The organism is Microbacterium martis, from assembly GCF_047246685.1.
GTDB lineage: Bacteria > Actinomycetota > Actinomycetes > Actinomycetales > Microbacteriaceae > Microbacterium.
On sequence record NZ_JBFOKT010000002.1, the window covers coordinates 84,393 to 107,019 of the forward strand.

Consider the following 22,627-nt stretch of genomic DNA (forward strand, 5'->3'; position numbering starts at 1 on the left):
TGTGCTGGGGTCGAGCTAGTGGGTGTGCTGCGGTGTGGTGGGTCGTGCCGAGGGGACGCCGTAGACCTCGGCGATCCGCTCGTCGTGAGAGAGCTGCCAGTCGGCGGCCCCGTCGAAAGCTGCGGTGATACCCGGGGTGCCGTGCAGGTGACCGGCGTGGACGATCAGCTCGACCGGCACCTCGGCATCGCGGAGGCGCGCGGCGTACTCGATGCCCGAGTCTCGCAGCGGGTCGTGCTCGGCCGCGGTGATGAGCGTCGGCGGCAGCCCGGTCAGGTCGTCGACGTCGAGCGGCGAGATGAACTCGTCGGCAGGGCCGTCCGGCCCGGTGTACAGCGCGACGACCTGTTCGAGCTGGTCGAGCCCGAAGCCGACCGCGTAGTCGATCGCCGCCTGACCGACACGTCGCATCGCGAGCGGCGGCACTTCGAGGTCGACGTGGTGCAGGCGGATGCCGGAAGCGCCGCGCAGCCGCAGCGCCGTGCTGGCCGCGATCGCCGCTCCTGCCGAGTTGCCGCCGATCCCGAGGCGTTCCGGGTCGACGCCGAACCCGTCAGGATCGGCGACGAGGGCGCGCAGGGCCGCCTCGGCATCCAGTTCCGGCGCGGGGTACGGATGCTCGGGCGCGAGCCGGTACTCGAGCGAGAAGACCTGCACCCCGCTGTGCAGTGCACGGCGCGCGCAGAGCCGGTCGTTGAGGATCTCGTCGATCGTCCCCGCGTAGAACCCGCCGCCGTGCAGCCAGAGCTGCGTCGGGGCGAGCCGGAGTGCGTCGGCGGCCCGATAGCGACGCATCGCGAGCCGGCCGCCCGGCCCGTCGAACTCGTGGTCGGTGATCTCCACCCCGTCCGGGATCGGCAACGTGAAGTCGACGGCGAGCCGGTCGGACAGCACCCGTGCGGCCAGGCGCTGGCGGATCGGATCCGGGCTGTCGATGTCGGGGATGCCGGGAGAGATCTCGGAGAGGCGGGCGATCCAGCGGCGGATGCCCGGGGCGAGGTCGAGGTCGGCGAGCGTCGTCATGAGGTGTGCTCCGTCGTGTAGGGGTGCGGGTCGTCGTGCAGGGTGCGGAGCGTGGCGACGATGTCGCGGTGCAGGTGGTCCGCCATCGGCACGTGTCCGCGGTAGGTCGCGGAGCCGTGATGCTGGCCGATCATCCGCAGACAGGACACCGGGACTCCGGCGTCGCTGAGCGCTCGGGCGTAGGCCTCGCCGTCGCCGCGCAGCGCGTCGAGCTCCGCCGTGTAGATGACGGCCGGCGGGAGCCCGGCGTGCGAGGGGGCGAGCAGCGGCGAGGCGTAGGGCTCGAGCCGCGTCTTCCGCTCAGGTCCGAGGTACTGGCGGACGATCTTGCCGGCCAGGTGCCGGAACAGCAGGCGGTGCGCGAGGGATGCCGGTGCCTGCAGGTCGAGGTGCCGCGCGGTCATGTCGAGCAGCGGAGCCTCCAGCAGCTGGAGTCTCACCGGCCGGTCGGCACGATCTCGATTCATGAGTGTCGTCGCGGCGGCGAGATTGCCACCGGCCGACCCACCGCCGATCGCCAGCCGGTCGGGGTCTCCGCCGAGCTGTCGTGCGTGGGTCGCAGCCCATTCGAAGATCGTCCAGCACTGCTCCGGCTGCGCGGGATACGTCACCTCGGGCGCGAGCGAGTACTCACCGGCGATCACGATGATCCCTGCATCGCGGGCTCGCTCGCGGAACGACGCGTCCCACCAGACCCAGTCGATCCCGGCGAGCTCGAATCCGCCGCCGAAGAAGTAGACGAGGATCGGCAGGCCGTTGGCTGCGGCCGGTTCCGATCGCTCGGGCGTCGGCCAGTACACGCGCAGTCGTGCATCCGGATGGCCCGGGACCGTGAGACGGTGCTCCTCGGTCGCGACGTCGACGGGCACGATCCCCAGAGCGGTGGTCATCACCGGATCGAATGCGGCCGCGCGGCTGCGCCGCTCCTGAGCAGTCTTCCCCGCCTTCGGCTGCAGCGGGGCGAGCCGGCGCTCCACCGCGGTCACGAAACCGTCCACTCGCGCCTTCTTGAATCCCATGGGCTTGACCTCCTTCGGTCCTGCGATCATTGTGGAGGGATCGAAGAACTTCGATGAAATACTTTTATCGAGAGGGTCGCGAATGCCGAAGCAGTCGAAGGTGACGATCTACAGCGTCGCGGAGCGCGCAGGGGTGAGCATCTCGACGGTGTCGCTCGCGGTGAACGCTCCTCATCGGGTGAGTGAGTCGACCCGCGCCAGAGTGACCGCCGCCGCGGGCGCCCTCGGCTACCGTCTCGGCGCACCGGCGGGACGCGACACCGCGGGCACGCGCATCACCGTCGCCGCACCCTTCAGCACCTACTCGACGTACTTCCGCCGGTTCGCCGGGATGCTGTCCCGGGCACGCGACACCGCCGTCGAGCTGACCGCACACGATCTCGACTCCGCGGCGAGCGCGTCCGCCCCACTGCTCGACGCCCTGCCCGCCCGTCGCGGCGTCGACGGCCTCATCGTGATGGGTGTGCCGCTCGGCACCGCGGCGACGCGGGCCAGCCGCGAATCGGCCCTCCCCCTGGTGCTCATCGATGTGCGTCGGGCTCGGCCGGTCGGTCATGAGGCACCGGTCGTGCTCGTCGATGACAAGGAGGGCGGTCGCCTCGTCGGCGAGCACCTGCGCGAGCGGGGCCACCGGCGCGTGGTCTACCTCGGGGAGCCGCAGCTGTCGCAGGACTACATCTCCGCCGGGATGCTGCGCATGGAGGGCCTGTCGGAGTTCGTCGAGTTCGACCGCGTCACCTGCCCACTCGGCGCCGACCCGACCCGCGCACTGAAAGCTGCGCTCTCCGCGCCGGACGCTCCGACCGCGATCGTGGCGAATCATGACGAGCTCGCCTCCCGCGCCTGGCGCAGCGTCACGTCCCTCGGGCTCTCCGTGCCCGACGACGTCGCGATCGTGGGTTTCGACGACGGTCCTCTCGCGGACGGACTGGGGCTCACGACCGTCCGTCAGCCGTTCGAGGAGTCAGGTCGCGCAGCCCTGGAACTCGTGCTCGGTCTCACCGCGGGCACCAGCGCCCCGGTGCGACGGATCGACCTCGTGCCGTCGCTCGTCGTGCGGGGCAGCACCGACGGCAGAGCAGCCCCTCACCCCGGCGCGTCCGCGAGTCGATGATCCCCTCGGGTACGCCATCGGCCGCTCGGCCCTGAGGAGAGTCAGCCGCCGAGGATCGACGCGTACGCGGCCTCGAGCGAACCCGCCAGCGCCGGCGCGTCGCCCAGGTAGCCGTTCACCATGGCACCGTCGCGGAGGATCATGAGCTGGTTCGCCACGGAGGCGACATCGTCCACTCCCGCCTGTTCGGCGATGCGGGCGAAGAAGTCGAGCAGCCAGCCGCGGTGGGCGTCGACGGCGACGCGCACCGGATCGTCGCGATCGGGATACTCCGCCGCGGCGTTGATGAAGGCGCAGCCGCGGAATCCGGGGCTGCAGCTCGCCGCTCCGATTCCTGCGGCCACGGTGCGCGCCGTGCCGAACGGGTCGCCGTCGTGGACGGTGCTCGTCAGCCAGGCCTGTTCGGCGGCCGACTGCTGCTCGAGGTAGGCGACGACGAGATCGCTCTTCGCGCGGAAGTGACGGTAGAAGGTGACCTTCGTGATGCCGACCTGCTCGATGATGCGGTCGGCGCTCGTGGCGCGGATGCCCTGCTCGTAGAAGAGCTGGTTCGCGGCATCGAGGATGCGCAGTCGCGTGCCCGCGCCGCGATTCGTCGCCACGGGAACGTCGGTTTCTTCGTGCACTTCTGACTCCGGTCTGGGTCGGGCTGGTTGCGTCAGCTCTGGAAGCAGTCTAAGGTTCTCGATGTAGACGTACTAGTAACTCTACCTCCGACCGCTTACCGAAAGAAGCCGAGAATGTCCGACATCCGCCCCTCGACCACTCTGGGCAGCGCGCTGCGCCGCCTCTACTTCGTCCGCTTCGGCTTCACCCTCGTCTGGGCCGCACTGCTGTTCCTGACCGGCGGCACCACGGGACCCTTCCTCACGATCCTGCTCATCGTGTATCCGCTCTTCGACGCGGCATCCGTGTTCTGGCAGATTCGCGCCGAAGGCGAGAACCGCCTAGCGAAGGTCTCGGAGTGGGTCAACGTCGTCGTCAGCCTGCTGGTGGCGATCACCCTCGGCTGGGCATCGACGGTGTCCGCGGCGACCGCGCTGACCGTATGGGGCGTGTGGGCCATCGGCGCCGGACTCCCGCAGCTCATCACCGCGATCCGCAATCGCCGCTCCGGCGGTCAGGTGCCGCAGATGCTCTCCGGTGGGATCTCGCTGTTCGCCGGCGCCGCATTCGTCGCCCAGGGCCTGCAGGGCAGCGGGATGATCACCGGGGTCGCGGGCTATGCCCTGCTCGGCGCGGTCTTCTTCCTGATCTCCGCCATCCGCCTGTCCGTGGTGCTCAAGAAGCGGATGGCCGCATGAGTGCCACTGCATCGCACGACTACGACCTGATCGTCATCGGCGGTGGGCCGGTCGGTGAGAACGTGGCCGACTATGCCATCAAGCGCGGCATCCGCGTCGCCATCGTCGAATCCGAACTCGTCGGCGGCGAATGCTCCTACTGGGCGTGCATGCCTTCGAAGGCCCTCCTCCGCAGCGGGCATGCGATCCGCGCCGCGCGACGCCTTGCCGGAGCGCGCGAGGCGATCGCCGATCAGCCGGATGCCGCGGCCGTGCTCGCACGACGCACGACGTTCACCGACGACTGGAACGACGACGGTCAGGTCGCCTGGCTCGAATTCGCCGGCATCGACCTCATCCGCGGACGCGGTCGCATCACCGGCACCGGACAGGTCACCGTCGGCGGTCGCGTCTACTTCGCGAAGGCGGTCGCGGTCGCGACGGGTTCCGTGCCGGTGCTTCCGCCGATCCCGGGGCTCGCTGACGCGGCGCCGTGGGGCACGAGGGAGGCCACCTCGGCCGACCGCGTTCCTGCACGGCTCGCCATCATCGGGGGCGGCGTGGCCGGCACGGAGCTCGCCTTCGCGTTCTCGTCTCTCGGATCGCAGGTCACCCTGCTCTCCCGCACTCGCCTGCTCGAGCGAGAGGAGCCGTTCGTGAGCGACCACGTCGCCGCGGCTCTGATCGCCGAGGGCGTGACGGTCGACACCGCGGCCAACCCCACCAGGATCGATCGCGACGCCGACGGCATCGTCACCATCACCCTCGATGACGGCACCACGGTCAGCGCCGACGAGTTCCTGGTGTCGACAGGCCGCCGCCCCGCCACTGACGACCTGGGCCTCGAGGAACTGGGGCTGAAGGTCGGCCGCGGGATCGCCGTCGACGACACCATGCTCGTGACCGGCACCGACTGGCTGTACGCCGTCGGCGATGTCAACGGGCGCGCACTGCTCACCCATCAGGGCAAGTATCAGGCGCGAGCGGCCGGAGAGGCCATCGCCGCCCGACTGAACGGATCACCCGTCGACGACGAGCCGTGGGTACAGCACGTCGCCACCGCCGATCACACGGCGGTGCCGCGCGTCGTCTTCACCGACCCCGAGGTGGCCGCGGTCGGTCTCACCGAGGAGACCGCGAAGCAGAAGCAGCTCCACTACCGCGCGGTCGAGTACGACCTCGGCTGGGTGGCCGGCGCGAAGCTCCATGCCGACGGATACACCGGGCACGCGAAGCTGATCGTCGACGAGGACCGGCGACTGATCGTCGGCGCCACGTTCGTCGGGCAGGACGTCGCCGAGCTCGTGCACGCGGCGACCATCGCCATCGTGGGTGAAGTACCCATCGAACGCCTCTGGCACGCCGTGCCCGCTTACCCCACCATCAGCGAGGTCTGGCTCCGCCTCCTCGAGACATACGGCCGACCGGCCGCATAGCGACTGAGTCAACGACCCTGGAAGGAATCTGAGCCCATGCCCACGAAGATCACCCTCGTCATCGAGAACCCCACCGACCCAGCCCGGGAGAGTTCTTCCAGCGACTGATCGGCACCGGCGTGCCGTTCACCGGCCTGTTCTCCGACATCGAACAGGCCTGACGTCGCCGGGCGACACCGATCTGGGGACCGCGCCGCCTGACGACCCATGTCCCTCCCGAACACGGAAAAACCCCCGATTTCTCGGGGGTTTCCATGGCGGTGACGGTGGGATTTGAACCCACGGTAGGGGGTTACCCTACACAACTTTTCGAGAGTTGCACCTTCGGCCGCTCGGACACGTCACCGCGGACAAGCTTACGCGAGACGCCGCCGTGGCGCGAATCGGTGCGGACCGACCGGCTCACCAGGCGGCGGCGACGTCGGCGTGCGTGCGCAGGATGCCGTCGGTCGATCCGGCCGGTGCCCGCCCGATGCCGCATTCGGTCGCGACGCCGAACACGGGCGCGAAGCGCGCGGCGACGGCGATGCGGCGGGCGGCGCCCTCGACCCCGTCCTCGCGGTGCACGAGGCCGAGGTACAGCTCGTCGACCGGCGTGAGCGCGGAAAGAGGGGCGAAGTAGGCGTCGTCGTCGCGCTCGAGCGGCACGGGCAGGTGCAGCCACGTGATCCGTCGGTCGGATGCCGCGATCACCGCGTTCGCGTAGCGCACGAGGTTGGCGGCATCCGTCGGCTCGATGAAGTGCTTCTCGCCGGCGTCTCCGTAGCAGAGGTGCACCCCGACCTCGACGTCGGCCGGGACCGCGTCGACCAGCGCGGCGAGGCGCGACACGAGTCCCTCGAACGGGTCGCCGGGCCACCACGCCTCCATGACGGCGCCGTACCCGGCCGCGCGCTCGATGATGCCCATCTCGCTCGCGACGTCCCACTGCACGGCGAGGTCGTCGTGGGGGATCGCGGCCACGATCTCGTCGAGCTCGCGCAGCATCGCTGCGGTGTAGACCGGCTCGATCGCCGCGCGGTCGTCGCCGCCGAAGAACGACGAGATCACCGCGAGCGGCGTCGGCAGCGAGACCTGGAAGCGGATGCCGGCCGGCACGGCCCCTTCTTCGCGCAGCCGCACGAACGTCTCGTACGACTCGAGCGCCGCAGCGGCGTAGCCGAGGGGCGGGAGCTCGATGGCGGCAGCATCCGCTCCCTCGGCGATGCGCAGACCGCGCGCATCGATGCCGGCCGGGAACGGGATGGGCTCGTCGCCGACGCGCTCGATGCCGGCGGCCTGGCCGATCACGTCGGGCTGGAACATGATCCAGTGGAACCGCTTGCCGACCTCGCCGTCGGGAAGGCGCCGCAGATGATCGCCGAGCAGCGCGGCGGCAGTGCGCATCGTGGTCTCGGCGTCGTCGAAGTTCACGCTGCCCACGAGGAGGGCGCCCTGCGGCTGAGTCATGCACCCAGAATATCGGCGGGGGTCGGCGGGTTTTCTCCGGCGCACGCTCCGGCGGCGCGATCGCCGCCGAGTTAGGATGTCCTAAGCACTTCCGAGGGAAGGATCCACGCGATGGGCTTCATCCGATCCGCTGCGCTCGAGACGACGGGCTACGTCGTTCTCGACGACCAGACGTCGCCGATCGACCCCGAGGAATGGCACCGACTCGAATACGTGCGATGGCGCTCCTCCGGCGTCACCCGCTTCGCCCCGCTCGCGAGCTACGCCGGCGACGTGGAGTGCAACGGCTTCTGGAACCACACGCCGCCGCGCGCCGACAAAGACGGGGTGTGGGTCGCCTCCCAGGTCGCCGTCGCTCCGACCCTGCAGCGGTGGGCGCTCGAACCGGATGCCGTCATCGGGCGCTGCCGTGTAATCGAGCTGCAGCCCAACGACTACGCCGACGCGATCTACAACCTGCACCAGGACGACAACAACCGCCTCAACGACGACGGCACCGGATGGGTCGTGCGAGGATTCTTCAACCTCACCGACGACACCGATTCGATGCTGATCCTGCGCTCCGACCGCTTCGATCCCGCGACCGAGGTGCGCCTGCCCCTGCGGGCCGGATCGCGCATCGTCGTCGATACACAGCGGTTCTGGCATGCGGTGTGGCACCGCGGCACCGCGCCCCGCTACGCGCTCATCACGTCGTGGACCAGCGGGCCAGAGCTCGACGCGTACATCGCCCGGCATCACGGCGCCCCGCACCCGCCGACCGTCACCCTCGACCCGCGCTTCGTCGACGACGCGCAGGTCGAGCTGCATCGACGCATCGAGGAGCGCCGCCGCGCCTTCGAAGCGCAGGGCATCGTGATGGAGCCGCCGACGCCGCTGTACGGCTGACGGCCTTTCCTCAGACCGTACGGCCGGCCTCGAGTCGCACCACACGGTCGACCGTGCCGGCAGGCGGCTCGACGTGTGAGATCAGAAGCACCGACTGCTCCCCCGCAGCCCCGAGCAGATCGCGCAGCAGCGCGTCGGATGCCGCCGGGTCGACCCCCGCGGTCGGCTCGTCGAGCACCAGCACCGGGAATCCCCGCAGCAGCGCTCGCGCCAGGGCGATGCGCTGCGCCTGGCCGCCCGACACCAGCGCGCCCCGGTCGCCGACGCGTGCGTCGAGCCCGCCCCGCTCGCGCACCCACTCCCCGAGCCCCACCCGGTCGAGCACCGCGAGCAGCTCGGCATCGGTCGCCGTGTCGCGCGCGAAGAGGAGGTTCTGGCGCACATCCTCGTCGAAGAGCTGCGGATGCTGCTCGCACAGCCCGATCGTCCGCCGAAGCGCCGGGCCCGAGAGAGCCGCGGCATCCTCGTCGCCGAGCCTGTACTCGCCCTCGGCCCGCAGGAACCCCACGAGCACCGCGGCGAGCGAGCTCTTGCCCGCACCGCTGGGTCCGGCCACGAGCACACGCTCGCCGGGCCGCACGTCGAGGTCGACGCCGTCCAGAGCCACCGTGCCGCCCGGCCACTGGGCGCGCACAGCACGGAGCGACAGCGCGGGCGTGCCGGTGAACGCGGCATCCGCGCCGTCGTCGTCGCGGAGCTCTGCCGGCATCCGTTCCGGGAGCACGTCGACGATGCGCTCGGCGCCGGCATGCACGCTCCGCCAGGATGCCGCGGCGATCGGCACCGCACCGAAGATCTCGAACACCACCATCGGCACGAGCACGACGACCGCCAGCCAGGGGCCGTCGATGGCGCCGGTCGCGAGTCCGGGAGACGCGGCGGCGAGCGCCCAGACGGACGCCGCGCCGGCTACCGCCGAGACCACGCCCGCGGCGATCGCCTGCGCGAGCGACGACCGGGCGACGAGCCGGCGCAGAGCGGCATCCGCCTCGCAGACCCGACGGCGGGCCTGCTCCTCGGCGCCGAACGCGAGGAGCACGTCGAGGCTGCCGAAGTAGTCGACGAGTGCCGCGGAGAGATCCGCTCGGCGCGCCGAGACGAGACGTTCGGCCCGCGAGCCGACGACCCACCCGAGACCGACCGACACCGCTGCGGCGACGAGCAGGCAGGCCGCGAGAATGACCGCCGCGATCGGTGAGACGAACGCGATGAACCCGACCGCGCCGACCGCGACCAGGGCCGCGACCCCGAGCGGCTGCACCACGCGGAGCGGAAGGTTCTGCAGATTCTCGACGTCGTCGACGAGGGCGGCCAGCACGCGGCCACGGTCGGTCGCGCCGAGGCCGGCGGGCGACAGCGGAATGAGACGGCGCACCATGTCGGCGCGTGTCGTGGCGAGCTGGCGGAGGGCGGCGTCGTGGCCGCTCAGCCGTTCCAGGTATCGGGTCACTGCGCGCGACACCGCGAAGAACCGCACCCCGACCACCGCGATCGACAGCGGCACGAGCGAGTCGACGATCGACGCGCTCACGATGAGCCACCCGCTCACGGCCAGCAGGCTGACGGCTGCCGCCGCCGTCACGACTCCCCAGATCAGGCCGGGGAGGAACCGACCGATGGGCGGCTGCGCGAGACGGAGGATGCCGCGCACGCGCTCTCCCCTGGGTCCCTGAGCGTGCTCTCCCCTGGGTCCCTGAGCTTGCTCTCCCCTGGGTCCCTGAGCTTGCTCTCCCCTGGGTCCCTGAGCTTGCTCTCCCCTGGGTCCCTGAGCTTGTCGAAGGGTCATACCCCCACCCCCAGCATCACGATCTGATCCGCGATGTCCCGCGCCGTCCGGCGGTGCGACACGAGCACGACCGTCGCCCCGGCATCCGCCCGCTCGCGCAGCGTGCGCCACAGTCGGCCCTCCGTCTCGGGATCGAGGGCGCTCGAGGGCTCGTCGAGAGCGAGCACCCGGCGCGGGTCGGAGGCATGCCGGTAGAGGGCTCGGGCCACCGCGACCCGCTGCGCCTGCCCGCCCGAGAGTCCGGCGCCCTGCACGCCGAGCTCCCGTTCGGCATCGATCGACTCCGCGCAGGCGGCATCCAGGGCCGAGCGGACGGCGATGACGTCGGGCGCCGGATCGCCGAGCGCCACGTTCTCGGCGACCGTCCCGCGCAGCAGCCCCGGCTTCTGCCCCGCCCACGCCAGCCATGCGGCGGGATCGAGCGTGCGGACATCCCGACCGCCGAAAGTCGACGCACCCGTGAACGCGGACGCACCTCGCAGGGCCGCCAGCAGACTCGACTTGCCCGATCCGCTCGGTCCCTCGATCAGGGTGATCGTGCCCGGCTCGGCGGTGAACGACACGGGCGGCAGGTCGCGCACTCGGAGGTCGGCGACGATGAGGCGCCGGTCGTCGGACGACGTCTCGTCTCGGTCGCGGGCTCCCTCGCTCGACGACCGGGATACGCGTTTCGTCTCGCTTCGCTCGCTCGACGACCGGGAGACGCCCTCCGCCTCATCCAGCACGTCGAACACGTCTTCGGTCGCGGCGACCCCCTCCGCAGCCGCGTGGAACTGCACCCCGACCTGGCGGATCGGCAGGAACGCCTCGGGGGCGAGCAGCAGCACGAACAGTCCCACCTCGAGCGCGAGGTCTCCCGACAGCAGGCGGAAGCCCACCGACACCGCGATGAGCGCGACGGCCAGCGATGCCAGCAGCTCCATCGCGAAACCCGACAGGAACGAGAACCGCAGCACGGTCATCGTCTCGCGCCGGTACTCGTCGGCCGTGGTCGCGATCCGGTCGACGGCCCGTCCGTCTCGCCCGAAGAGCCGCAGCGTCGACAGCCCCTGCACGGTGTCGGCGAAGCGCCCCGCGAGCCGCTGCAGTGTCTGCCACTGCCGCTTCTGCACCGCCCGAGTCGCCATGCCGATGAGGATCAGGAAGAGCGGGATGAGCGGCAGGGTGACGACCGCCGTGAGCCCGCTGGGCCAGTCCTGCCACCACATCACCGCGACGATCACCGGGGTGGCGATCACCGTGAGCACGAGCTGCGGGATGTAGCGGGAGAAGTACGCGTCGAGCGCTTCGAGCCCGTGCCCGGCGGTCACGGCGAGCTCCGTCTGATTCCGCCGCGCCAGCCAGTCCGGTCCGAGGCGCGCGACCGCCGCGATGAGAGCCGACCGCAACTGCATCCCCGTCGTGGCGGCGGCTCGGGTGCCCGCGGCATCCGACGCTGCGATCAGGATGCCGCGCAGCACTGCCGCCGCCAGCAGTCCCCCGAGCGACGCCGCGACGTCGCGACCGGCGATCGCGCCGGTGACGGCATCCGCCAGCAGCCAGGCGAAGGCGACGGTCACCGCGGTCTGCACCACGCCGATCAGGGCGGATGCCGCGAGGAATCCGCGCGCAGCACCGGCATACCGGAGCAGCCGCGGATCGACCGGTTTCATGCGTGTGCCGGCGCCGCCTCGATCGAGGATCGGGTGACGCGCTTGCGGAAGATCCAGTAGGTCCACGTTTGGTACGCGATGACCAGCGGAAGGGCGATCAGCGCGGTCCAGCTCATGATCTGCAGCGTATACGGCGTGCTCGACGCGTTGGCGATGGTGAGGCTGTTCGCCGGGTCGAGTGTCGACGGCATGACGTAAGGGAACAGCGCCGTGAACAGCATGACGACGGCCAGCATCACCGTCGCGGCTCCGGCGGTAAAGGCCCGGCCGTCGCGTCCGCGCAGCGAGAGCACCACGGCGGCGATGAGCGCGACGGCGGCGAGCGCACCGGCGATCACGACCGGCCCGAGGAGCGGCGCGCCGCGCCCTGCCGCGATTCCGATGGTCCACAGCACGGTGCCGGCGGCGGCGGCGACCGTGGGCCCGGCGGCGACCTTCACCAGTCGTCGCGCGTCGGCGTGCACCTGCCCGTCGGTCTTCAGCGCCACGAACAGCACGCCGTGCAGGAAGAACACCAGCAGCGTCGTGAGCCCGACCAGCAGTGCGTACGGGTTGAGCAGCGAGAAGAATCCGCCGACGTAGACGTGGTCGTCGTCGAGCGCCACGCCCTGCACGATGTTGCCGAACGCCACGCCCCAGAGGAACGCGGGCACCGCCGAGCCGATGACGATCATGCGGTCGAACCGGCGCTTCCAGGCCACGTCGTCGCGCTGATGGCGGTACTCGAACGACACCCCGCGCAAGATGAGCGCGAGCAGGATGAGCAGCAGCGGCAGGTAGAAGCCGCTGAACAGCGTGGCGTACCACTCGGGGAACGACGCGAACAGGCAGGCGCCGGCGACGATGACCCAGGTCTCGTTGAGGTCCCAGATCGGGCCGATCGTGTTGATGACCTGGCGGCGCGAGACGTCGTTGCGGCCGAGGAAGGGCAGCGACATGCCCACGCCGAAGTCGAACCCGTCGAGCACGAAGTAGCCGACGAAGAGGAAGGCGACGATCCAGAACCAGAGCGTGGCGAGATCCATGAGGCTCCTTGCTCTCAGTAGACGACCGACGGCACCTGGGCCGTCTCGTCGTGGGGTTGCTCTTCGGTGTCGGGCCCCTTCTGCGCGGCTCGGACGATGAGCCGGATCTCGACCACGGCCAGGGCCGCGTAGATCGCGGTGAAGGCGATCAGCGAGATCAGCACGTCGACGCCGGTGACGCCGGGCGAGACGCCGTCGCGGGTGGTCATGAGGCCGAAGACGATCCACGGCTGGCGGCCCATCTCGGTGAAGACCCAGCCCATGATGTTGGCGGCGAGCGCGAGCGGGAACGACCAGATGGCGAGCTTCCACATCCACGGCGCCGGAGGCTTCGTGGCACCCTTGCGGGTGAGCCACAGGCCGACCACGGCGACGAGGCCGGCGGCCATGCCGAGGCCGATCATCCAGCGGAACGCCCAGTACGTGACCCACAGGATCGGCGCGAACTCGGTGAGGCCGGTGTCGGCGAAGGTGGTGGCGTACTCGGCGTTGAGGTCGTTGATGCCGTGCACGCATTCATCGAGGGAGTGCGTCGACAGCAGCGACAGCAGGTAGGGCACGCGGATGCTGAACAGCTCGGAGCTGCCGTCGGGGGTGCCGAGGGTGAAGAGGCTGAACGACGCGTCGTAGCCGCACACCGTGTTGAAGGTCGCCTCGGCGGCGGCCATCTTCATCGGCTGCGCGGCGTACATCGCGAGGCCGAGCTGGTCGCCCGTGAGCACCACGCCCGCCGTCGAGACGATCATCGCCCAGAGGCCGAACTTCAGCGAGATTCGCATGGTGTCGAAGTGCTGGCCGCGCGCCAGATGCCAGGCCGACACGGAGATCACGACGCCGGCGGCGAACATCAGGGCGCCGAAGATGGTGTGCGGGAAGGCGGCGATGGCAACCGGGTTGGTCAGCAGCGCCCAGAAGTCGGTGAGCTCTGCACGGTTCGTCTCGGGGTTGTAGACGTAGCCGACCGGGTTCTGCATGAACGCGTTGGCCGCGATGATGAAGTACGCCGACAGGATGCTGCCGATCGAGACGCACCAGATCGTCGCGAGATGCAGCTTCTGCGGGAGCTTGTCCCACCCGAAGATCCAGAGTCCGATGAACGTGGCCTCGAAGAAGAAGGCGAGCAGGCCCTCGAACGCCAGCGGCGCACCGAACACGTCGCCGACGAAGCGGGAGTAGTCCGACCAGTTCATGCCGAACTGGAACTCCTGCACGATGCCCGTGACCACGCCCATGGCGAAGTTGATGAGGAAGATCTTGCCGAAGAAGCGCGTCAGGTGCAGGTACTGCACCGTGCCGGTGCGCACCCAGGCGGTCTGGAAGATCGCCGCGACCAGCGCCATGCCGATCGTGAGCGGCACGAACAGGTAGTGGTAGACGGTGGTCAGACCGAACTGCCACCGCGACAGCATGAGGGGGTCAAGCCATTCCATGGGCGTCTCCCGTTCTCTCCTGCGGGTGCACGACTCGCTCCTGCAGTTGCACGACGCAGTCCGCCGGCGCATCGGACGCCTGCACGCAGGTCGCCTCCAACGGCCCTCCGGCTTCGGCGAGCACGCCCTGCATGAGTCCCAGGTGCACTCGGCACAGGATCGGGCGGTCTTCGAGGCGCCCCGCAGCGTGGGGGCACGGGCTCAGGTCGACGGTCAGTCGCGCGGTGTCGACGACGGGCTCGAATCCGCTCTCCTCGAGGTGCTCGACGAGGGCGTCGAGCTGGTACGTCGCGTCTGTGTCGAGACCGGATGCCGCGTCGGGCAGCATCCGTCGCAGGAGGTCTCCTCGCCGGGCCGCGGCCTTCGCCTTGTCGCGGGCGACCGGGCTCGACGCGCCGGCGGCGCCGGTCGCGGCGCGGTAGAGCGTGCGAGGACGACCGCGCGTCGTGCGGTGCTCGACGGCGGGGATGACGTACCCGCCCTCGATGAGGCGCTGCAGGTGCTCGCGCACCGTGTTGGGGTGCAGAGCGGTGGCCTCGCAGAGTTCGGCGATGGTGAGTTCGGAACGGCCCGAGGAGCGTCCCGCTTCGAAGAGCAGATGCAGGATGCGCACCCGGGAGTAGCTCGAGATCGGCCCGCAGACGGGCCCGCCGTTGGCCATGACTCAATTATCCCGAGCCCCCCCGCGCGGGCAGAGGGCTCGGGCCGTGAATAATGCCGTCACCGATAGGGATGTCGGATGCCGCCGATAGCCTGGGTGCATGGCCACCCGGAAACCCGCTCCTCCTGCGTACGTCTGCACGGAATGCGGGTGGACCACGGCGAAGTGGGTCGGTCGCTGCGGCGAGTGCCAGCAGTGGGGCACGGTGCAGGAGCAGGCGGCGCCGACCGGCATCCTGCGGCGGGTGACGGCGCTCGCTCCGGCGGCTGAGCGCTCGGCGCGGCCCATCACGCAGATCACGACGCAAGAGGCCCCGCGCCGCACCACCGGCGTCGGCGAGTTCGACCGGGTGCTCGGGGGCGGCATCGTTCCCGGAGCCGCGATCCTGCTGAGCGGCGAGCCGGGCGTGGGCAAGTCGACGCTGCTGCTCGAAGTGGCCGCCCAGGCCGCGCGCGCGGGCCGGCGGGTGCTGTACGCCAGCGCCGAGGAGTCGCCGGGCCAGGTGCGCCTGCGGGCCGAGCGCACCGGAGCGCTGCACGACGAGCTGTACCTCGCGAGCGAGACCGACCTCGCGACCATCCTGGGGCACATCGACGAGGTGCAGCCGCAGCTCATCATCGTCGACTCGGTGCAGACGGTGTCGTCGTCGCTGACCGATGGCGCGGCCGGGCAGCCGAGCCAGGTGCGCGAGGTCGCCTCGACCCTGATCCGGGTGGCGAAAGACCGCGATCTGCCGATCATCATCGTCGGCCACGTGACGAAAGACGGTCAGGTCGCAGGTCCCCGGGTGCTCGAGCACCTCGTCGACGTCGTCTGTCATTTCGAAGGCGACCGGCAGACGGCGCTGCGCTTCGTGCGCGCGCTGAAGAACCGCTTCGGTCCGACCGACGAGGTGGGCTGCTTCGAGATGACAGGAGCCGGGATCGCCGAGGTGCCCGACCCGTCGGGGCTCTTCCTCTCCCAGGCGACCGCCGAGGGAACGTGCGTCGCGATCTCACTCGAGGGCCGTCGGGCACTGCCTGTCGAGGTGCAGGCGCTCACCGTCCCCTCGACGGCGCCGAACCCGCGTCGCATCGTGCACGGCGTCGACTCATCGCGCGTCGCCATGGTGCTGGCGATCCTCGAGCGGCGGGCGAGCATCCCCACCAGCAATCTCGACGTGTACGTCTCGACGGTCGGCGGCGTGCGCTTCACCGAGCCGGCCGCCGACCTCGCCATCGCGATCGCCGTCGCGGGATCGGTGCAGAAGACGTCGGTGCCGCGCACGGTCGCGGCGGTCGGCGAGCTCAGCCTCGCGGGCGAGATCCGTCCGGTGACGCAGGCCGCGCAGCGCCGCTCCGAGGCCGCGCGACTCGGCTACGAGCAGGTCGTCGACGACCGTTCCAAGACCCTGCGGGGCGCCCTCGACGACATCAGGGCCCGCCACCGCGGGCGTGCCGAACGCCGCGACATCCCCCCGTTCTGACCCTGGCCCCCGGCATGGGTCCCTGAGCCCCACCCTGGGCCCCTGAGCCTGTCGAAGGGCCCCAGGCCCCCTGAGCCTGTCGAAGGGCCTGGGTCCCTGAGCCTGTCGAAGGGCCTGGGTCCCTGAGCCTGTCGAAGGGCCCTGGTCCCTGAGCCTGTCGAAGGGCCCCGCACTCCGCCGCCGGGCGGCCCGGCACCCAGCCGCTACGCGTCGAGCGCCTTCAGCAGCTCGATCGGATCGGCCTGCATGGGGTGGGGCCCGGCGATGTCGAGGAACACCGTGGTGATCGGGTGCGCGGCGAGGAACTTCCGCAGCCAGTCGGCGGTGTAGATACCCACCCCCGGCGGCAGGTTGGCGGGCTTGTTCTTCGCGTCGCTGAACAGAAGCAGCGCCAGGTCACCGGTCCTCGGGTCGCGGTAGGTCCACACCTCGCCGCTGTCGAGCGGGTTGTCCCTCGCGCCCGGCTTGATCAGCGGCACGATGGTCGTTCCGTGGCGGAGGGCCAGGGCGACGGCGGCGACGTCCTGCTTCTCGAGAGCCTGAGCGAGCGCATCGGAGCGGAACTCCTCCGGTGCGGGCTTGTTCTTCGAGGCCTTCGCCTTCTTCGCTGCCATGTGACCAGCTTATTCACCGTGATGACGGGGCGCGCCGCGTCCCGATCTGCTCACCGCGTCCCGATGTGCTCACCGATTCCCGGAAAGTCTGAGCGAATCGGGACACCGTGAGCAGATCGGGCGCACCACGCAAGGTGCGCACCACGCAAGGTGCGCACCACGCATCGGGCGCAGCGCCCGACCGGAAGACGATTGGGGCCCTCTCGAGTCCCACATTGGGGACTGGGGTACTCGAGAGGGCCCTCGGACTCTCGAGCGGCGGTGTCGAAGCGCTGGGGACGCTGTGGATCGACGCCACTGGGGATGGCATGTTGCCGCATGATGCGGAGAGTCGTTTCTATGGTATCCCAAAGGATGCCGTCGTGTCAGCATCCGCCTGCGACGACGCGTCAGTACAGCAGGATCTGCTTGGTCGTCAGGCTCGTGAACCCACCGATCGACACCTCGACGTGATACGACGCGCCGCCGCCCGGGGCGCGCTGCCGATTCTCCTGACCGCAGGTCTCGACGCTCGAACGCGTGCGGTCCCACGTCACCGGATCCTTGCTGGTGACGGTCGTCCCCGCCGCGAGCGTGGCGATCATGCTGCTCGGGTTCTCCTGGCAGTCGGTCGACTGCCACCAGACGTCGGAGCCGCTCGACACCCTGAACACCTGCGTGCTGGATCCGACGTCGATCGTGCAGTCCGTCGAGCCCTTGTTCGTCAGCGAGATCGAGAGTTTCGGCAGGACGCCCGAGGCATAGGTGTCGGCGTCGGTGACCGCCGCGACCTCGATATCCTTCGGGGCGCACGCGACGATCGCCGGCGTCTGCTCCGCCGAGGGCGAGGGTTCCGGCGACTCGGTCACGGTGTCGCCCGACGGGGAAGGGCTCGGCGTCGTATCGGTCGTGGCGGTGCTCGTCGGCGCGGGTCCGGCGGCGGCACCCTCCCAGGGCCGAGCGATCAGCAGCCACACCGATACGCCGATGACCGCGACGGACAGGACGAGCGCGATCAGGAGCACCAGCCGCCGACGACGATAGACGGCGGCGGAGTGGCGGGGCATGCTTCCAGGTTAGTTGAGCACTTTCAGCATCCGCGTGTTGCCCAGCGTGTTCGGCTTCACGTGCGCGAGGTCGAGGAACTCCTCGACACCCGCGTCACCGCTGCGCAGCAGCTGCGAGTAGACGTCGGGGTCGACGACCTGCTCTCCGATGGGGGTGTAACCGCGCCGACCGAAGAACTCCACCTCGAAGGTGAGGCAGAACAGTCGCGTGAGGCCGAGCATCCGGGCGGTCTCTTCGAGCCGGTCGACGATCGTGCGTCCGACTCCGTGGTGCAGCCAGTCGTCGCGGACCAGGAGCGTGCGCACCTCGCCCAGGTCTTCCCAGATCACGTGCAATGCCCCGCACCCGATCAGCTCGCCGTCGGCTTCGGCGACGACGAACTCCTGCACCGCACCGTAGAGCACCGCCAGGTCTTTGCCGAGAAGCACGCGCTGCTCGACCAGCGGCTGCAGCAGGTTGCGGATGCCGATGATGTCGGCGCTGCGCGCCGGCCGCACGATGTACTCGCTCACCGTCCCAGCCTAGGTGCCGTGTCGGCGGACCGAATTCCGGATGCCGCCGCCAGGGCTCGGCGTGTCGGGCGGCATCCGACCGTCCCTGGTGCACGACACGCGGGGAGCATCCGGATTTCGGCACGAAAAAGGGGCGGATGCCGCAGCATCCGCCCCTTGACGGTCAGTCGGTGATGGCCAGGTCGGGCGTGCCCGAGATGCCGGCGCCGGTGTTGACGCCTACCGCGACCTTCTCGCCGCGCGGGCCGTGCTCGAACAGGAACTGCCCGTCGGCGGCATCCACCTTCACGTGGTCGCCCGAATTGAGCTCGCCGTGCAGGATCTTCTCCGACAGGCGGTCCTCGACCTCGTGCTGCATCGCGCGACGCAGCGGGCGGGCACCCAGGGCCGGGTCGAAGCCAATCTCGATGAGACGCTCCTTCGCCGCCTGCGACAGCTCGATCGTCATGTCACGGTCGAGCAGACGCTCGCCGAGGCGCTTGGTGAACAGATCGACGATCTGCACCAGCTCCTCCTTCGACAGCTGCGGGAAGACGATGATGTCGTCGACGCGGTTGAGGAACTCGGGCTTGAAGTGCCGCTTGAGCTCTTCGTTGACCTTGCCCTTCATGCGGTCGTAGCTGTTCGAGTCGTTGCCCTCGATCTGGAAGCCGACCGGGCCGCCCGCGATGTCACGCGCACCGAGGTTGGTGGTCATGATGATGACCGTGTTCTTGAAGTCCACGATCCGACCCTGACCGTCGGTGAGACGACCCTCCTCCAGGATCTGCAGGAGCGAGTTGAAGATGTCGGGGTGCGCCTTCTCGATCTCGTCGAACAGCACCACGCTGAACGGCTTGCGCCGCACCTTCTCGGTGAGCTGACCGCCCTCTTCGAATCCGACGAACCCGGGAGGGGCGCCGAACAGGCGCGAGACGGTGTGCTTCTCGCCGAACTCGCTCATGTCGAGCGAGATGAGCGCAGCCTCGTCGTCGAACAGGAACTCGGCGAGCGCCTTCGCGAGCTCGGTCTTTCCGACACCCGTGGGGCCGGCGAAGATGAACGAGCCCGAGGGGCGCTTCGGGTCCTTGAGACCCGCGCGCTGGCGGCGGATGGTCTTCGAGAGGGCCGCGATGGCCTCCTCCTGACCGATGACCCGCTGGTGCAGGGCCTTCTCCATGAAGACGAGCCGCGAGGACTCCTCTTCCGTGAGCTTGAAGACCGGGATGCCGGTGGCCTGGGCGAGCACCTCGGCGATCAGACCCTCGTCGACGACCGCGGAGGTCGCGACGTCGCCCGCACGCCACTGCTTCTCGAGACGCAGACGCTCGGCGAGGAGGCTCTTCTCCTCGTCGCGCAGTGCGGCCGCCTTCTCGAAGTCCTGCTCCTCCGAGGCGATCTCCTTCTGCTCGCGGACCTTCGCGATCTTCTCGTCGAACTCGCGCAGCTCGGGCGGGCTCGACAGGATCGACAGACGCAGACGCGCGCCGGCCTCATCGATCAGGTCGATGGCCTTGTCGGGCAGGAACCGGTCGGACACGTAGCGGTCGGCGAGGTTCGCAGCCGCCACGATCGCGCCGTCGGTGATCTGCACCTTGTGGTGCGCCTCGTACCGGTCGCGCAGACCCTTGAGGATGTTGATCGCGTGCGGCAGCGTCGGCTCGTTCACCTGAACGGGCTGGAAGCGGCGCTCGAGCGCGGCATCCTTCTCGAAATGCTTGCGGTACTCGTCGAGCGTGGTCGCGCCGATCGTCTGCAGCTCGCCGCGGGCGAGCAGCGGCTTCAGGATGCTGGCCGCGTCGATCGCGCCCTCGGCGGCACCCGCACCCACGAGGGTGTGGATCTCGTCGATGAAGACGATGATGTCGCCGCGGGTACGGATCTCCTTGGTGACCTTCTTCAGGCGCTCCTCGAAGTCTCCGCGGTACCGCGATCCGGCGATGAGCGAGCCGAGGTCGAGCGAGTAGAGCTGCTTGTCCTTCAGCGTCTCGGGGACGTCGCCCTTGACGATCGCCTGGGCGAGGCCTTCGACGACCGCGGTCTTGCCGACACCGGGCTCGCCGATGAGGACGGGGTTGTTCTTGGAGCGACGGGAGAGGATCTGCATGACCCGCTCCGCCTCCTTCTCGCGCCCGATCACCGGGTCGAGCTTGTTGTCGCGAGCGGCCTGCGTGAGGTTGCGACCGAACTGGTCGAGCACCTGCGACCCGCCCTGGGCGGCCGGGGTGTCGTTCGACTGCGCACCGACGGCGGCCGGCTCGCGGCCCGGGGCGCCGGAGAGCAGCTGGATGACCTGCTGCCGCACCTTGTTGAGGTCGGCGCCGAGCTTGACGAGCACCTGAGCGGCGACGCCCTCGCCCTCGCGGATGAGGCCGAGGAGGATGTGCTCGGTGCCGATGTAGTTGTGGCCGAGCTGCAGGGCCTCGCGGAGGCTGAGCTCGAGCACCTTCTTGGCGCGCGGGGTGAACGGGATGTGGCCGGTCGGCTGCTGCTGACCCTGGCCGATGATGTCCTGCACCTGCTCGCGCACGGCGTCGAGCGAGATGCCGAGCGACTCCAGCGCCTTGGCGGCGACGCCCTCGCCCTCGTGGATGAGGCCGAGCAGGATGTGCTCGGTCCCGATGTAGTTGTGGTTGAGCATCTTCGCCTCTTCCTGGGCGAGGACGACCACTCGACGGGCTCGGTCGGTGAATCTCTCGAACATGCTGTGACTCCTTCTTCGCACGGGGCGAAGCGCTGCTGCCGCTGACGGTTCTCTGCGCTTGTACATCGAGAGTAACCACCGGGAACGGCAGGTATGCCCGTGTTCGCCGTGGGCATAGCGCCGGGTCCCTCGCCGGTCGGATGCTGCCGCCGCGGTTGACGGACATATCGACAATCGTTATGTTAACGTTTATCGCTAATAACGACTGTCGATATGCGGGACTCGACGCCCCGCAGATCGCGAGACGGAAGGACGGTGCGAGATGGCCAAGGATGCGGCCACGCAGGCGAAGGCCGACAAGAACGACCTCATCACCGCGATGGTGGTCGGAGCCCTGGTGATCGGGGTGCTCGTGTACGACGGCGTGCGGCGGATCGCCGACCTGTTCGCCGCACCGGGCCTCGTGACCGTGACCTCTCCGGTGCCGACGCAGTCGATCACGGCCGAGATCGGGAGCGGCGTCGCCGCCTCGATCGACGCGGCGACGCTCGTCGCCGCCGACGTGAACATCATCAGCGTCGTCTCGCTCGTGCTCTCGATCGTCCTCCCGACGCTCGCGCTCATCGCGGTGGCCGCGCTCGGCGTCGTCCTGTGTCGACGGCTCCTCGACGGCGTCGTGTTCGATCGCGTGAACGCACGCCTCACCTTCGTCATGTCGATGGGGCTGCTCGCCGCCGGACTCGCCCGGCCCTGGTTCGAGAACATGGGCTTGAACGGGGTGTTCGCCGCACTCGGCGGGGACTTCGCCGACGGTCGCTGGCTGCTGATGCGCGACGGCATCCCCCTGTTCGTCGCGGCGATCGCCGTCGGCGTGCTCGTGATCGTCTTCCGGCGCGGCGCCCGCCTTCAGAAGGACACGGAGGGACTGGTATGACCCCCGCCGACAACGACGACGCCCCCACCGGCATCCACTGCCGCCTCGACGAACTGCTCGCAGAACGCGGGATGACGCTCACCGAGCTGAGCGGTCTGGTCGGGGTGAGCATCGTCAACCTGTCGGTGCTGAAGAACGACCGGGCGCGCGCGATCCGCTACTCGACCCTGCGCGCCGTCTGCGACGCCCTCGGCTGCGAGGTGGGCGACCTATTGGTGCTGGGCCCGTGACCTCAGACGGATGCCGGGGGCGCCGGCGCCGCCAGCGGCTCCACCACCACGGCGGTGCCGTAGCCGCAGACCTCGCTGAAGGTGCCGATCGACCCCGTGTCGAAGCGCATGGCGACGATGGCGTTCGCGCCCCGCTGCTGCGCCTCGGCCCACATCCGGCCCATCACGACCTGACGGCTCTCGTACATCACCTGGGTGTATTCGGGGATCTCGCCGCCGCCGAGGGCGCGGAACCCGGCGGTGAAGCTCTGGCCGAAGTCGGTCGATCGCACGGTCAGTCCCATCACCTCGCCCAGCACCTGGGTGATGCGGTAGCCGGGCACGTCGTTGGTCGTCACGATGAACATGAGCACATCGTGACAGAGCCGGATGCCGCGGCGGTAGCGCGCAGTGGGCATCTCTCCCCATGCAAGCCCCTCGCCGATATTCCGGTAGA

The 22,627-nt window shown here is 69.7% G+C and carries 21 protein-coding genes and 1 tRNA gene; 7 read left to right on the top strand and 15 right to left on the bottom strand.

Translation table 11 applies throughout. The features are described from left to right. Positions 1-15: 15 nt before the first annotated feature. Both AB3M90_RS08350 and AB3M90_RS08355 read right to left on the bottom strand, forming a co-directional pair. A complete protein-coding gene (locus AB3M90_RS08350; RefSeq protein WP_412951393.1) occupies positions 16-1,023 on the bottom strand; it encodes an alpha/beta hydrolase fold domain-containing protein in 1,008 nt (335 codons plus the stop codon). After that, positions 1,020-2,042: an alpha/beta hydrolase gene (locus AB3M90_RS08355; protein WP_412951395.1), complete on the bottom strand. Its 1,023-nt coding sequence runs from the start codon at positions 2,040-2,042 to the stop codon at positions 1,020-1,022. Before AB3M90_RS08355 ends, AB3M90_RS08350 begins: the two co-directional genes overlap by 4 nt. 82 nt (positions 2,043-2,124) lie before the next feature. On the opposite strand from AB3M90_RS08355, the gene AB3M90_RS08360 reads away from it, so the two are divergent. After that, the gene (locus tag AB3M90_RS08360) at positions 2,125-3,156 is read left to right on the top strand and encodes a LacI family DNA-binding transcriptional regulator (RefSeq protein WP_412951398.1); all 1,032 of its coding nucleotides are present in this window, start codon (positions 2,125-2,127) and stop codon (positions 3,154-3,156) included. 41 nt (positions 3,157-3,197) lie between these two features. Here AB3M90_RS08360 and AB3M90_RS08365 read toward each other — a convergent pair whose 3' ends face one another. After that, complete coding sequence (locus tag AB3M90_RS08365) at positions 3,198-3,782, bottom strand: TetR/AcrR family transcriptional regulator (protein ID WP_412951399.1); 585 nt, start codon at positions 3,780-3,782, stop codon at positions 3,198-3,200. 114 nt (positions 3,783-3,896) lie between these two features. On the opposite strand from AB3M90_RS08365, the gene AB3M90_RS08370 reads away from it, so the two are divergent. Further along, positions 3,897-4,460, top strand: a complete 564-nt coding sequence (locus AB3M90_RS08370; RefSeq protein ID WP_412951400.1) for a hypothetical protein — start codon at positions 3,897-3,899, stop codon at positions 4,458-4,460. Beyond that, positions 4,457-5,875 (top strand): dihydrolipoyl dehydrogenase family protein, encoded by a 1,419-nt coding sequence (locus AB3M90_RS08375; protein WP_412951401.1) that lies wholly within the window; start codon positions 4,457-4,459, stop codon positions 5,873-5,875. The genes AB3M90_RS08370 and AB3M90_RS08375 overlap by 4 nt, the downstream gene beginning before the upstream one ends. A 255-nt stretch (positions 5,876-6,130) precedes the next feature. Here AB3M90_RS08375 and AB3M90_RS08380 read toward each other — a convergent pair. Beyond that, positions 6,131-6,221, bottom strand: a tRNA-Ser gene (locus AB3M90_RS08380). Positions 6,222-6,277: 56 nt separating this feature from the next. Continuing rightward, on the bottom strand, positions 6,278-7,324 hold the full coding sequence (locus tag AB3M90_RS08385; protein ID WP_412951403.1) for a hypothetical protein: 1,047 nt from the start codon (positions 7,322-7,324) through the stop codon (positions 6,278-6,280). 111 nt (positions 7,325-7,435) lie between these two features. Between AB3M90_RS08385 and AB3M90_RS08390 the strand changes: the two genes are divergently transcribed. Further along, positions 7,436-8,212 (top strand): hypothetical protein, encoded by a 777-nt coding sequence (locus AB3M90_RS08390; RefSeq protein ID WP_412951405.1) that lies wholly within the window; start codon positions 7,436-7,438, stop codon positions 8,210-8,212. A 10-nt stretch (positions 8,213-8,222) separates the two neighbouring features. Here the strand turns inward: AB3M90_RS08390 and cydC are convergent, their stop codons facing one another. The 5 genes from cydC to AB3M90_RS08415 form a co-directional block, all read right to left on the bottom strand. After that, positions 8,223-9,863, bottom strand: a complete 1,641-nt coding sequence (gene cydC, locus AB3M90_RS08395) for a thiol reductant ABC exporter subunit CydC (protein ID WP_412951407.1) — start codon at positions 9,861-9,863, stop codon at positions 8,223-8,225. Positions 9,864-9,994: 131 nt separating this feature from the next. Then, the gene (cydD, locus tag AB3M90_RS08400) at positions 9,995-11,650 is read right to left on the bottom strand and encodes a thiol reductant ABC exporter subunit CydD (protein ID WP_412951408.1); all 1,656 of its coding nucleotides are present in this window, start codon (positions 11,648-11,650) and stop codon (positions 9,995-9,997) included. Beyond that, a complete protein-coding gene (gene cydB / locus AB3M90_RS08405; protein WP_412951410.1) occupies positions 11,647-12,675 on the bottom strand; it encodes a cytochrome d ubiquinol oxidase subunit II in 1,029 nt (342 codons plus the stop codon). The genes cydD and cydB overlap by 4 nt, the downstream gene beginning before the upstream one ends. A 14-nt stretch (positions 12,676-12,689) precedes the next feature. Then, the gene (locus tag AB3M90_RS08410) at positions 12,690-14,105 is read right to left on the bottom strand and encodes a cytochrome ubiquinol oxidase subunit I (protein ID WP_412951411.1); all 1,416 of its coding nucleotides are present in this window, start codon (positions 14,103-14,105) and stop codon (positions 12,690-12,692) included. Then, complete coding sequence (locus AB3M90_RS08415; RefSeq protein ID WP_412951413.1) at positions 14,092-14,766, bottom strand: ArsR family transcriptional regulator; 675 nt, start codon at positions 14,764-14,766, stop codon at positions 14,092-14,094. Before AB3M90_RS08415 ends, AB3M90_RS08410 begins: the two co-directional genes overlap by 14 nt. Before the next feature lie 100 nt (positions 14,767-14,866). On the opposite strand from AB3M90_RS08415, the gene radA reads away from it, so the two are divergent. Then, positions 14,867-16,231, top strand: coding sequence for a DNA repair protein RadA (radA, locus tag AB3M90_RS08420; protein WP_412951414.1), 1,365 nt, complete (start codon positions 14,867-14,869; stop codon positions 16,229-16,231). 203 nt (positions 16,232-16,434) lie between these two features. On the opposite strand, the gene AB3M90_RS08425 is transcribed toward radA, so the two are convergent. The 4 genes from AB3M90_RS08425 to AB3M90_RS08440 all read right to left on the bottom strand — a co-directional run bounded on the left by AB3M90_RS08425 (position 16,435) and on the right by AB3M90_RS08440 (position 21,087). Further along, positions 16,435-16,845: a dehydrogenase gene (locus AB3M90_RS08425; RefSeq protein ID WP_412951415.1), complete on the bottom strand. Its 411-nt coding sequence runs from the start codon at positions 16,843-16,845 to the stop codon at positions 16,435-16,437. 389 nt (positions 16,846-17,234) lie between these two features. Then, positions 17,235-17,891 carry a hypothetical protein gene (locus tag AB3M90_RS08430; RefSeq protein ID WP_412951416.1) on the bottom strand — a complete coding sequence of 219 codons (657 nt, stop codon included), beginning with the start codon at positions 17,889-17,891 and terminating at the stop codon, positions 17,235-17,237. Positions 17,892-17,900: 9 nt separating this feature from the next. Further along, on the bottom strand, positions 17,901-18,404 hold the full coding sequence (locus tag AB3M90_RS08435; RefSeq protein WP_412951417.1) for an amino-acid N-acetyltransferase: 504 nt from the start codon (positions 18,402-18,404) through the stop codon (positions 17,901-17,903). A 163-nt stretch (positions 18,405-18,567) separates the two neighbouring features. Beyond that, positions 18,568-21,087 carry an ATP-dependent Clp protease ATP-binding subunit gene (locus AB3M90_RS08440; RefSeq protein WP_412951418.1) on the bottom strand — a complete coding sequence of 840 codons (2,520 nt, stop codon included), beginning with the start codon at positions 21,085-21,087 and terminating at the stop codon, positions 18,568-18,570. Between the two features lie 262 nt (positions 21,088-21,349). Between AB3M90_RS08440 and AB3M90_RS08445 the strand changes: the two genes are divergently transcribed. Both AB3M90_RS08445 and AB3M90_RS08450 read left to right on the top strand, forming a co-directional pair. Further along, entirely contained in the window at positions 21,350-21,961 is a 612-nt protein-coding gene (locus AB3M90_RS08445; RefSeq protein ID WP_412951420.1) for a hypothetical protein, read from the top strand. Next, a complete protein-coding gene (locus AB3M90_RS08450) occupies positions 21,958-22,191 on the top strand; it encodes a helix-turn-helix domain-containing protein (protein WP_412951422.1) in 234 nt (77 codons plus the stop codon). The genes AB3M90_RS08445 and AB3M90_RS08450 overlap by 4 nt, the downstream gene beginning before the upstream one ends. A 2-nt stretch (positions 22,192-22,193) precedes the next feature. Here the strand turns inward: AB3M90_RS08450 and AB3M90_RS08455 are convergent, their stop codons facing one another. Then, positions 22,194-22,589 carry a YbjQ family protein gene (locus AB3M90_RS08455; RefSeq protein WP_412951423.1) on the bottom strand — a complete coding sequence of 132 codons (396 nt, stop codon included), beginning with the start codon at positions 22,587-22,589 and terminating at the stop codon, positions 22,194-22,196. Positions 22,590-22,627: the final 38 nt, after the last annotated feature.